At 55.0% G+C, this 11,343-nt stretch carries 10 protein-coding genes; 4 read left to right on the forward strand and 6 right to left on the reverse strand.

Annotated features, from left to right (window positions below; genetic code table 11):
• Window positions 1-2 precede the first annotated feature (2 nt).
• The 4 genes from AB8996_RS05270 to AB8996_RS05285 all read right to left on the reverse strand — a co-directional run bounded on the left by AB8996_RS05270 (window position 3) and on the right by AB8996_RS05285 (window position 5,036).
• Window positions 3-1,208, reverse strand: a complete 1,206-nt coding sequence (locus AB8996_RS05270) for a DHHW family protein (RefSeq protein ID WP_369297928.1) — start codon at window positions 1,206-1,208, stop codon at window positions 3-5.
• Between the two features lie 137 nt (window positions 1,209-1,345).
• Complete coding sequence (gene rsgA / locus AB8996_RS05275) at window positions 1,346-2,389, reverse strand: ribosome small subunit-dependent GTPase A (protein ID WP_369297929.1); 1,044 nt, start codon at window positions 2,387-2,389, stop codon at window positions 1,346-1,348.
• A 303-nt stretch (window positions 2,390-2,692) separates the two neighbouring features.
• Entirely contained in the window at window positions 2,693-3,550 is an 858-nt protein-coding gene (locus AB8996_RS05280; RefSeq protein ID WP_369297930.1) for a hypothetical protein, read from the reverse strand.
• 115 nt (window positions 3,551-3,665) lie between these two features.
• On the reverse strand, window positions 3,666-5,036 hold the full coding sequence (locus tag AB8996_RS05285) for an MATE family efflux transporter (RefSeq protein WP_369297931.1): 1,371 nt from the start codon (window positions 5,034-5,036) through the stop codon (window positions 3,666-3,668).
• A gap of 156 nt (window positions 5,037-5,192) precedes the next feature.
• Between AB8996_RS05285 and AB8996_RS05290 the strand changes: the two genes are divergently transcribed.
• Window positions 5,193-5,795 carry a TetR/AcrR family transcriptional regulator gene (locus tag AB8996_RS05290; RefSeq protein ID WP_369297932.1) on the forward strand — a complete coding sequence of 201 codons (603 nt, stop codon included), beginning with the start codon at window positions 5,193-5,195 and terminating at the stop codon, window positions 5,793-5,795.
• Window positions 5,796-5,928: 133 nt separating this feature from the next.
• Here the strand turns inward: AB8996_RS05290 and AB8996_RS05295 are convergent, their stop codons facing one another.
• Both AB8996_RS05295 and AB8996_RS05300 read right to left on the reverse strand, forming a co-directional pair.
• A complete protein-coding gene (locus AB8996_RS05295) occupies window positions 5,929-7,362 on the reverse strand; it encodes an NCS2 family permease (RefSeq protein ID WP_369297933.1) in 1,434 nt (477 codons plus the stop codon).
• A 284-nt stretch (window positions 7,363-7,646) separates the two neighbouring features.
• Window positions 7,647-8,021 (reverse strand): MerR family transcriptional regulator, encoded by a 375-nt coding sequence (locus AB8996_RS05300; protein WP_369297934.1) that lies wholly within the window; start codon window positions 8,019-8,021, stop codon window positions 7,647-7,649.
• A 258-nt stretch (window positions 8,022-8,279) separates the two neighbouring features.
• On the opposite strand from AB8996_RS05300, the gene AB8996_RS05305 reads away from it, so the two are divergent.
• The 3 genes from AB8996_RS05305 (at window position 8,280) to AB8996_RS05315 (ending at window position 10,576) form a co-directional block, all read left to right on the forward strand.
• A complete protein-coding gene (locus tag AB8996_RS05305; protein ID WP_369297935.1) occupies window positions 8,280-9,059 on the forward strand; it encodes an ABC transporter substrate-binding protein in 780 nt (259 codons plus the stop codon).
• Between the two features lie 127 nt (window positions 9,060-9,186).
• A complete protein-coding gene (locus AB8996_RS05310; RefSeq protein WP_369297970.1) occupies window positions 9,187-9,867 on the forward strand; it encodes an amino acid ABC transporter permease in 681 nt (226 codons plus the stop codon).
• Complete coding sequence (locus AB8996_RS05315) at window positions 9,854-10,576, forward strand: amino acid ABC transporter ATP-binding protein (RefSeq protein ID WP_369297936.1); 723 nt, start codon at window positions 9,854-9,856, stop codon at window positions 10,574-10,576. Before AB8996_RS05310 ends, AB8996_RS05315 begins: the two co-directional genes overlap by 14 nt.
• Window positions 10,577-11,343: the final 767 nt, after the last annotated feature.

Here is an 11,343-nt window from a genome sequence, read left to right on the forward strand (position 1 = left end):
CGTTATCCCTCCGGTGTGAACGCCGGCAGAAATTCCGGCATAGTAAAATAGCTGTCGCTGCCGATGAGCAGCACCTTGGTGATATCGTGCTCCCGCACATAGGCGGTGAAATCGAAGGGCGCTCCCACCGCCCGCTCATAGCTGCGCAGGTCCACGGAACAGGTCTTGTGGAAGTGGGAAGCCAGCAGCTTTAAGATGGCGTTGTCGTAGGATTCCCCCAGCACCAGAATGTTTTCCTTTTCGCTGTTCCCCGTGTCGAACACGGCTTCTCCTGAATCCCCTCCGTAAAAAGCACCGTAGGAGATAGAATCGGGCTCGCCCGCAAAGTAGGCGTCCTGATTGCCATAATCGGCGGCTTCCTCATTCCCGGTGATGGAGATTTTCATTTCGGGATAGGCAAAGCGGTAGGCGGGAAATTCCTCGGTGAACACGCCGCTGGCGCCTATGGTGCCCGCCTTGGAGCCGCTGAGCCGGTACCCGGGCAGAACCAGCTCTTCCACCGGCTGCAAAGGGGGCTCGTCCACGTTCAAAAGCTGCAGCACCTCCTGATAGCCCTGATAGGAACCGTAACAGTTCCAGTGGTGGTCGGTGTGATAAAAGCTGCGCCTGTATTCTTCAAAGCCGTCTATCTGAAAAACGCCCAGCCGTTCCGCGGGCAGCGCAAGGTCGGCGAATAGCTTTTCACGAACGCCGTTTTTTGCCCCTGTTTCAAAGTTCACGTCGGCGTCTCTTTCAATATAATAGACATAGAAATCCAGATCGGGGAAAGCGGAGAACAGCTTGTTCAGCCCGTCGATCTTTGTGTTCAGACTGTTCTGGCGCACCTCGTTATCCTGTAAAAGGGAGGGGGTGTAGACCAGATAATCCCCGGCATAGATGTTCATGTTCCGCATGTGGACATAGCACTCCGGCTTGCCTGCCAAATAGCCGGAAAGGATTTTCAGCAGCAGCTTGGAGTTGGCGGTATTATAGACCTTTTTATAAAGCTCCGAAAAAGGGACCTGATCGGAAAAAGCCTCTTCCACCGATTCCTGGAAGCTGGAATCCAGCACTGTTTCCACTGTGGGGCGGTGCAGGCGGTCGGCGGTGGTGTTTTCATAGGAATTGATCTCTTTGGGGCGGAAAACGGTCCTGCCCAGCCCCAGCAGGAAGAAAAGCGCCAGCGCCAGCAGAAAGCCCCCGTTGATTATTTTTTGGCTCCGTTTCATAAAAAACCTCGTTACAAGTCGATAATATCATACTTTTTCCAATACGGAAAATTATACCTTGTCTCCTAGGGATTGTCAATCCTTGCCATGGAACGGGCGGCTTGGAGGAAAGCCCCCAAGCCGCCCGTTTTCAGGGATTATCCGTGCCTGTCGTACTTTTTCTTTTGCCGCAGCTTCTTTGCCGCCGAACGGTAGAGCTGCTTCCGCATTCGGAAGTTTTCCTTCCCCTGGGCAAAGATAGCCTCCCGCTGCAGCTTTTGATAGCTTTTCCAGCGCTCCGGGGAAAGCTCGCCCCGGCGGAGGGCTTCCTGTATGGCGCAGCCCGGCTCGTTTTCATGGCGGCAGTCGGAAAACCGGCACTTTCCCAGCAGCTCCTCCACATCGGGGAACGCGCCGCCCAAGCCGTCGGTCACGTCCCACATTCCCAGGGTGCGCATACCCGGCGTGTCAATGACCATTGCCCCGCAGGGCAGCTGGAACAGCTGGCGGTGGGTGGTGGTGTGCCGCCCCCGGGAATCCGATTCCCGAACCGCCCCGGTCTCCATCAATTCTTCTCCCGCAAGGGCGTTTAGCAGGCTGGATTTCCCCACGCCGGAGGAGCCGAGGAACACCAGCGTTTCCCCGGGCTTCAGGTAGGGAGCCAGCCCGTCCAGCCCCTGTCCCGTCTTTGCGCTGACGGCAAGCACCTCCACCCCCGGAGCCGCCTCCTGCGCCGCAAGTATCTCCCGGCTGTGGTCGCCGGGCAGGTCGGCTTTTGTCAGCACCACCACCGGGCGGGCGCCGCTTTGCCACGCCTGGGTGAGATAGCGCTCCAGCCGCACCACATTGAAATTTTCATTGAGGGACTGCACCACGAACACCGTGTCAAAATTCGCAGCCACTGCCTGTTCTATCGGGCGTCCCGCTCCCGGTTCGATCCGGGAAAAGAAGGTGCGCCGGGGCAGGGTGTGCAGGATCACGCTGTCGCCTGCCGGATTGTACTGAATCTCTACAAAGTCCCCCACGGTGGGGAAAAGCTCTGAAACGCTGTCAAAATAGCTGCTTGCCTTCAGTCTGCCGTAGCAGTCCCCCTGCTCGCGGACCAGGTGGTACCGCTCCTTATGAACGGCGATCACCCGGGCGAGGGCGCCGTTTCCCGCGGAAGCCGGAGCCTGCCCGAGCCCGTATTTCTGATCTGTCATAGATTCCCTCCCATCTGTTTTTTCCGTCACATAGTTCCGATTTTGCCATATCATGTCTCATCGCACATCTCTCCTTTCCAAAAATGGGCGCAAAAATGCCGCAGCAAGCAGCCTTGCAAGGACTGCTCTCTGCGGCGCGTTTTTACGAAGCCAACATATTGCACTCGAAAGGTTGCTTTGCGGCGGGGTTCCCCGCCCGAATATCAGATTTTCCGAACCACCTTGTTTTGTTTCATAGCACAACACTCCTTTCGAGGGGCTAAGCTCAGTCTATCACAGCTACAGGGAAATTGCAAGAAAAAATCACGGCTGCCTTTCTGCCAGGGATACTTTTTGAAAGCTTTCTTCCGCCCCACAGGCTTTTACGTCCGGCAGCAGGAGGGAAAAAGCGTCTTCCGCGTTAGGGGTATCGGCGTAAAAATACGTCCACTGGGACAGATTGCTGTGGGCATAGTTACAGTGAACCTTGGCAGCGTCATAGACCTTTACGATGGGCTCGGTAAGCCAGCCGCCGTCCTCCGTGATACAATTGGAACCCGGGACAAAATACCGCTGCCCGTCTTTTACATAGATAATGTGGACCGACAAGTCCTCCGAAGTAAGCGCCGAGCGTTCAGAGCGCCCGGCAGATTGGTTGTATTCGTTGAACGCTGTCACCTTTTCAAAATAGAATGCGTCCCGGTAAGCGCTCAGAATATCGGCTTCCTTTTCCCGGAAATGTTCCGACACCAGAAGGTCCAGCGTATTTTCATCGGCGCTGAGCTGGGTTTCCATGTCGCTGCCGTCCGCTGTTTCCACCGGGAAATAGGAAAAATAATTCTTGCTGACTTCGATACATTTTCCATAGGGGTCTATCTCCGCCGGATAATGCAGCGTATTTAGAGTATACAGCGGCTCGCCGCCCTCGTTCTGGAAATTATAGGCGTTCACGACAAACGCGCCCAAATGCTCCTCCAGCAGGGGAAACAGCTTCTGGCTGCGCTCCGCGATCTGCAGATATTTCTTGTCGTCGTCCTCGCCGCTGTAATGCACCACCGTAGTGTATAAGGTTTTTCCCGTCTCCTGCCTGCTTTCCGGCTGCTCCATGCCGGATTTTGCTCCACAGCCCGTAAGAAGCAGCAGCGCTGCCGCAAAAAGCAAGAGCTTTTTCAACCCATTCATCGTACCGTCTCCTTTTGCAGAATTTTTTCTGTTTTCAGGATACGGCATTGTGTTGAAAAAGCCCTTGCAGGTTTCTGTTGGAATTTTTACGCTTTCTTACAAATTTGTGAGCTGTTCAGGAAACGGGCTGCGCTTCCGCCCCGGAATATGCGAAGCGGGCTTGGCTTTTCTGCTTCCTTGCCCAGACCAGGCACAGGACCACGCCAACCGCCGTGGACAGCAGGTCGGTGACCACTCCGGCGAAAATAATGCCCATCAGCCCGAAAAGGGATTCCATGAGATACAGCACCGGCAGGAGGATAATGCCCTTTTGCAGCAGGGCGGTGAGGGTGGCGTAGGACACTTTTCCCGTGCCCTGCAAATAGACGGAGCAAAGCTGGTAAATTCCGTAGGTGGGAGCCGCCAGCAGGTTCAGCATCATCAGCTTGCCGATTTCCAGCACCTGCGGGTCGTCCAGGAAGGCGGTGATGAAGCTCTCCCTGCACAGCAGGAACCCGCCGCCCAGGACAATGCTGACTATGGTGGAGGCAATGCCCGTGCCGATCACGATCTGCCGCAGGCGCTTCTGGTCTTTTGCGCCGTAAGCATAGGAGATGGCGGGCTGGATCCCCATGCAGACGCCCATGACGATCATGCCCACCAGCATTCCCGCCTTTCCCGCTACGCCGTTTGCCGCCACGGCAATGTTGCCGTATCCCACCAGAAGCTGGTTGCTGAACATTCCCGAAAAGCACATCAGCACCGTGCCTGCCGCCATGGGCAGCCCGTACCCCAAAATGCGGAGGGAGACCTCTTTCTTCAAGGTAAAGTATTTGGGCGAGATGGAGAAGCAGTCGGTTTTACGGATATGGAGGAACACCAGAACGCTTGTGACCATGTTGCCCAGCACGGTCGCCGCCGCGGCTCCGGCAATGCCCCACTGAAATACCAGAATGAACAGCGGGTCCAGCAGAATGTTGGTAAAGGTCCCGATCAGGCTGATGACCATGACCCTGGCGGAGGAGCCGTCCGCCCGCACGGCGTTGCCCAGCGCGCCGCTGAACATCATGACGGGAGAGCTCAGGGCGATGATGGTGAGATAGGTGGAGGCGTAGCCCATGGTTTCCTCATTTGCGCCCATCAGGGACAGCAGCGGGTCCATGAAAATCAGCATAACAAAGGTGAGAACCACCCCAACGAGAACCGAGCCCCCCACGCAGAAGGAGGTGTAACGCTTTACCTCCTCCCGTTTTCCCGCTCCCAGCGCCATGGCAATGGCAGTGCAGGCTCCCGCGCCGAACAGCGTGCCCATGCCGGTGAAAATGTTGAACGCCGGACCCGCCAGCGAAATGGCTGCCACCTGCATGGTTTCCCCGGTTTGTCCCATAAAGAACACGTCCGCCATGTTGTACAGCACGTTGACGATCATCACAACTACAACGGGCAGCCCCATGGTAAGCAACAGCTTCCAGACCGGCGCTTTCTTCATCATGCTTTCGTTTTTCATTGCGATCTTCCTTTCCTGAAAAGAATTGACGGTTATTAAACCAACACTTGTTTTTTTATTGCACCTATAGTATAATCCGTAGGAAGACCACAGGCAACCATCAATATTCCGATAAGTGTTGGAATAATAAAAATTTTTTCAGAAAGGCGGCTTTTTATGAATACGAAAAACAACAAACGCGCGCAGGGCACCGATGAAGCGATTATCCGGGCGGTTTTTGAGATCATTCAGCTGGAGCGCCGCCCCCTTGGGAAGATCACCGTGCGGGAGGTCTGCGAAAAGGCGGAAATCAACCGCTCCACCTTCTATGCCCACTATCAGGACGTGTTCGATGTGGTGGAGAAGGTGGAGAAAAGCATGGCAAACCTTCATGCCCAGCGGCTGATGGCAGTTTTCCAGGAAGGGGGAGGCTTCCGGGAAGCCATGGAAAGCGTTTTTTGCTTTGTAAAAGAGTATCGGGATTTTTATTCCTTATATTTCAAAGAAACCAACGGCGCTTCCCGTCTGATCGACGTTTTGAATTTCCCCTTTCAGGAGCGGGTCCAAAAAATCCAGAAACGCGAAGTCGAGGGCGGCGTTCCGGGAGAGGGCGTTTACCACTACCGCTTCTTTACTGCCGGAATGGCTTCCCTGCTGACCATATGGCTGGACAGGGATTGCAGGGAGACCCCGGCGGAGCTGTATGAGATATTAGAACGGGAATACGGGGAAAATTCCCTGTTCCACAGTTGGTCAAAGGCTTCCGGGTCAGAGACCTGAAACAAAGAGGAAAAGCGCGCGGTTCTTTTGGAACCGCGCGCTTTTTGCGTGCGTTGCAGGAAAACGCAATTTAGTGCGTAAACCCAACGAGAGCTTGTTTTATGGGTAAACTCATTAAAATTTATGATAAATTTTAATGAGTCAGGAAGAACATCAGAGCGAAGAGGATACCGATGACCCAGGTGCCGATGTTGATTTCCTTGATCTTGCCGGTGAACAGCTTGATGAAGATATAAGCGATCAGACCAAAGGCGATGCCGTAGGAAATGTTGTAGGTCAGGGGCATCATGGCAATGGTCAGGAACGCCACAACGGCGGTGGCGGAATCGCTCCAGTCGATGTTGCGCACATTGCCCATCATCAGCACGCCCACATAGATCAGGGCGGCAGCGCAGGCATAGGTGGGGATCAGCTGTGCCACGGGAGACAGGAACATGGCGATAAGGAACATGACGGCGGTCGCCATGGAAGCGAGCCCTGTCCGTCCGCCCTCGCCGACGCCGGCGGAGGACTCCACAAAGGTGGTGACGGTGGAAGTGCCGCAGACAGCGCCGGTGCAGGTGGCAACAGCGTCAGCCAGCATAGCCTTGTTCATGTTGGGCACGTCGCCGTCCTTGGTCAGCATATTGCCGGCAGCGCAGGCGCCGTACAGGGTGCCCAGGGTGTCGAACATGTCCACCATGCAGAACGCCAGCATTGTGGTGAGGAACATCACAATGAAGCCGCCCATGCCATGGGCGTCAATATAGGGGGTGAAGTTGAAGCCCTCGGTGAAGACCTTGCCGAATGCCTGTGTGCCGAAATCCTTGAACGCGCCGAAGAAATCGGAGGTCAGGTTGGGGGCAACAGCGGTGGCATAGAAATCGGGAACCGTAATGAGCCCGATGATGTAGTACAGCACAGCGGAGCCCAGAATGCCCCAGAGAACCGCGCCGCGAACCTTTGCCTTGGACATTGCGCCGATGGCAAACACGGTCAGAATGGTGAGCAGCATGGGGAAGATGGTCGCCCAGGTAGCGGTGCCGCTGAACACGTTGAAGGAAGCCAGCGAAACCTTGGTGGAATCGTTGCCGACCACGATACCCGCGTTCTGCAGACCGATAAAGGCGATGAACAGACCAATACCGGCGGCGATAGCGGTCTTGACAGCCTTGGGAATGGCGTCAAAGATCAGCTTGCGCAGCCCGGTAACGGTCAGCAGAACGAACACCAGACCGTCGATCAGGACCAGCACCAGGGCATTGGCGTAGGTCAGCCCCATGCCGACACACACGGTGTAGACAAAGAAAGCGTTCAGACCCATGCCGGAAGCCTGTGCCAGAGGCAGGTTGGACAGCAGACCGATGAGCACTGTGCCGATGATGGCGGAGATAGCGGTGGCAATGTAGATCGCGCCGTAGCTCACGCCCAGCACATTGGTGCCGTCGCCGAAGGGGTCGGCGAACATTCCGGCGTTGACCATCAAAATGTAGGCCATTGCCATGAATGTGGTGATACCGGCAGTGATCTCTGTCCGGACGGTAGTGCCGTGTTCTTTCAGCTTAAAGAACTTTTCCAAAACATTCACACTCCTGTAAAAATAAAATTTCCCCCGGCTTTCCTTGCAGTTCCTTACGAAAAAGTTGACCGTCAAATAAAGCGGGGAAGTGAACGAGATAAGTATAGCTTTTCCGCCACAGAAAATCAATAGATTTGTCACATAATATTCATATTTTTCCTTTTTTGGCAGGTTCGCCTTGAGAAAGTCGATTATTTTCGGAGGTTTCGCCGAAAAAGCGGCGCTGAAAGCCGAAAAAAGGAGGGCAGACGCCCTCCCTTTTGTATTTGCCGGCACAGCAGGAGATTCCGTTTTCAGCTTTTCCCCTGCTGCTTTTCCAGTGTGCTGCGGCACCATTCGATTTTGTGCTCGATCTTGGCAAGGTGCTTTTGCAGCTCGTCGATCTCCTCCAAAACGCGGCTCCTGTGCTGGGTAAAGATCTCCAGCCGCTGCCCCAGCGTGCTGTCCCCCTCCTGGACCAGATCAAAATACCGCCGGATATCCTTTAAGGACATTCCTGTGCTTTTCAGGCACATCGCCATTTCCATCTGTGCCTTCGCCGCCTCGGAATACACCCGGATACCGCTTTCCGTGCGGTCCGGCTGAATGATCCCCTCTTTTTCGTAAAACCGCAGTGTGTGGGGCTTGACATGGAACAGCTCCGCCATCTGGGATATTGTATATGGCATTGAAAAAACTCCTTTTCCACTATATTATAAATTTAGTTTAGCCTTTGGAAGCGGGCTTGTCAATCGGAGGAATAAAGCGGTTTTGTGAATTTTTATACAAATATTTGTGTATAAAAATGCAAATATTCGGGATTTTACCACTTGAAAATGAAAAAATATGCTGTATAATAGACCTCACAGCAAATGAAATTTCACATTTGCGCAAAGCGCTTCTCCAAATGGGAGCGCAGGACAATCGAGAAAAGGAGTATGATTTTTATGAAAAAGACAGCAATTCTTCTGGCAGCCCTGCTGCTGATGGTCTCCCTGTTTGCCGGGTGCGGCAAAAACGGCAGCGGTTCTGCCGTAAGCACCGTGGAGAAAGGAAAGCTCCACATGTCCACCAACGCGTCCTTCCCTCCCTATGAAATGATCAAGGACGACGGCAGCTTTGAGGGCATCGACGTGGAAGTGGCTGACGCCATTGCCAAGAAGCTGGGGCTGGAGCTCGTGGTGGACGACATGGACTTTACCGCCGCCCTCACCGCCGCCCAGAACGGGCAGAGCGATATCGTCATGGCGGGCGTCACCGTCAACGATGAGCGGAAAAAGGTTCTGGATTTCACAGACAGCTACGCCACCGGCGAGCAGGTGGTCATCGTGCCGGAGGGCTCCGATGTGACCATGGACAATCTGGGGGAGAAGATGATTGGCTGCCAGAAGGGCACCACCGGTTATATCTATGCTTCTGATACTCCGGAGAACGGCGGCTACGGAGAGGATCATGTGACTGGCTATGACAATGGCGCCATGGCGGTAGAAGCCCTGAAGGGCGGACAAGTCGACTGCGTGATCATCGACAATGAGCCTGCCAAGGCTTACGTTGCCGCCAACGAGGGCTTGACGATCCTGGAGGGCAACTGGGTCACCGAGAATTACGCCATCGGTATGAAGAAAGGAAATACCCAGCTGCTGGACGCGGTCAACGGCGCGCTGAAGGAACTGATCGAGGACGGCACCGTACAGAAGATCATCGACAAGTACATTTCTGCCGAATAAGCAGAGCTGAGCAAAGCGAAAAGCGGCTTCTGGCGATACAGAGCCGCTTTTTGATTGAGACGCGGCAGGCAAAAAAGGAGGAAGCCCGGTGGAGGCATTCTGGAACGATTTTATCAACAAATTCGATATGGCTTTCCTGGCGGGGGACCGCTGGAAGCTCTATCTGCAGGGTATGGGCACCACGCTGGGGCTGACGGTCAGCGCTTTGGTCATCGGCGTTGTCCTGGGCGTGCTGGTGGCGGTGGTCCGCTCCGCCCACGACCAGCAGCGCGTTGGTCGGCGCAGCTTTGCCCTGGGGGTGGTGAACGCCGTATGCAAGCTGTATACCACCGTGATACGGGGAACGCCCATGCTGGTGCAGCTGCTGATCTGGGGCTTTGTCATCTTCAAAACCAGCCGCAACCGCTTTTTTGTGGGTATGCTGGGGCTGGGCATCAATTCCGGCGCCTATGTGGCGGAGATCGTCCGGGGCGGTCTGATGAGCGTGGACGCGGGGCAGAGCGAAGCCGGGCGCTCCCTGGGGCTGGGATACATAGACACCATGTGGCACATTGTCATTCCCCAGGCGTTCAAAAATATTCTGCCCTCTTTAGGCAACGAGTTCATCGTCCTGTTCAAGGACACTTCCCTGGTTTCCTCCATCGGCGCGGCAGAGGTCCTTTATTATGCCGAGGCGGTGGGCGCCAAAACGTACGAGTATATGTTCCCTTATATTGGGATCGCCGTCATGTATCTGGTGTTCTGTATTCTCTTTACGTGGCTACAGAGCAAGCTGGAAAGGAGGCTGCGGGCAAGTGATAGACGTTAAGAACCTGGAAAAGTCCTTCGGCGGACACATGGTGCTGAAGGGGATCAACGAGCATATCGAGCAGGGGGAGAAGATCGCCATTATCGGACCCTCCGGCTCGGGAAAATCTACTTTCCTGCGGTGCCTGAACCTGTTGGAGCAGCCCACCGGCGGCACGATCACCTTTGACGGGGTGGACATCACCGACCCGAAAACTGATATCGACAAGCTGCGCGCCCGTATGGGCATGGTGTTCCAGCAGTTCAACCTGTTCCCCCATCTTTCCGTGCGGGAAAATATCACGCTGGCGCCTGTGAAGCTGAAGCTGATGACGAAAGCGGAGGCGGAGAAAAAAGCGCAGGAGCTGTTGGAGCGCGTAGGGCTGCCGGACAAGGCAACCGCCTATCCCAAGCAGCTTTCCGGCGGACAGCAGCAGCGCGTTGCCATTGCCAGGGCCCTGGCAATGAACCCGGAGGTCATGTTGTTTGACGAGCCCACCTCCGCCCTTGACCCGGAAATGGTGGGCGAGGTGCTGGAGATCATGAAAGAGCTGGCGGAGGACGGTATGACGATGGTGGTAGTCACCCACGAGATGGGCTTTGCCCGTTCCGTTGCCACTCGCGTCCTGTTTATGGATGAGGGCGCCATCGCCGAGCAAAATGAGCCGGAAGCCTTTTTCACCGCCCCCCAGAACCCAAGGCTGAAAGAGTTCCTTTCCAAGGTGCTGTGACCAGCTGCCGGATACCTCTTTTATGGATACAAATAAAAAGCCTCCTTGCGGGGGCTTTTTGCTTTTTTGAGCGGCTGTTCAGATTTTTGCAATTTTGCTCTTGACAACCTGCAAAGTATCGTGTAAAATCAGATTCAACCCCAAAATTGAATAGGCAAGGGCGCGGGGTTCTCTGCGCCGGAGCCGACAAAAGGCTGTGACGAAGACGGCGGGAAGCGTTCCTTTTCAGAGAGCCGGCGGCAGGTGTGAGCCGGCATGGCAGCTTTCAGGTTTTCGGGTCTCCCCGAAAACGTGCCCATCCCTTCCGAGCCGAAGACCCGAATCCTTTGATGGTAAATGACTGCAATACAGTTCCGACCAAAAGCAGCCGCTTTCCAAATTTGCGAGATGATTTTGCGGCGGAACAAGGCGCAGGGCTGAAGACGTACTCCCTGTACTTCAAAGCACTGCAACGCAGTTCCGACCAAAAACAGCCGCAAAGGTAGTAGACGTCTTCCGAGTGTGCTGCGTTAGTGCATAGGGCTTGCTGGAGCCCGACGAGGGGCGCGAAAGCGCAATTTGAGTGGTACCGCGGAGTGTCATCCGTCTCAAAGATTTCCGAAAGGAGTCTTTGGGGCGGATTTTTGTTTTTTCAAAAACCGCAGCCCAGAACCCAGCAAAACGATTGCGGCATTCAGCCATAGGCACGGAACGTGCCCGCTGATTGGAGAAGGCCGGCGCTTTTCGAGCTTGCGGGAAAAGAGAGGGGGTCGCACCTCAAACCTTTT

The sequence above is a fragment of the uncultured Neglectibacter sp. genome (genome assembly GCA_937958185.1).
GTDB lineage: Bacteria > Bacillota > Clostridia > Oscillospirales > Acutalibacteraceae > Acutalibacter.